At 65.3% G+C, this 288-nt stretch carries 1 protein-coding gene; it reads left to right on the top strand.

Annotation, left to right across the window (positions count from 1 at the left end; all coding sequences use genetic code 11):
* Window positions 1-288: nitroreductase family protein (locus tag Q1A87_RS23940; RefSeq protein ID WP_299657414.1), on the top strand; the 288-nt coding region annotated here is incomplete at both ends.

Below are 288 nucleotides of genomic sequence, written 5' to 3'. Positions count from 1 at the left end.
CCTGGCGCGAACCCGGATCATTGAAGTTTTCGAGCGGTGCAACGCGGAGGCTGCGCAGGCCTACGAGGGTGCGAGCCAGCGCGACTATCTCGCCCTCAAGCTTGCCGGGCTGCAAGAGGCGCCCGTTCACCTCGCGGTCTTTACCGACCGTGCCGTCCCGCAGGGTCGGGGTCTCGGGCGCAGGACGATGCCCGAGACGCTAGCCTATTCAACCGTGATGGCAATTCATACGCTCTGGCTGGCGGCCCGGGCGGAAAATATCGGGCTTGGCTGGGTCTCCATCCTCGA

It is taken from the genome of uncultured Jannaschia sp. (assembly GCF_947494055.1).
Lineage (GTDB): Bacteria > Pseudomonadota > Alphaproteobacteria > Rhodobacterales > Rhodobacteraceae > Jannaschia.
The sequence above is the reverse complement of the archived record's forward strand: the minus strand, read 5'-3'. Positions and strand labels throughout refer to the sequence as shown.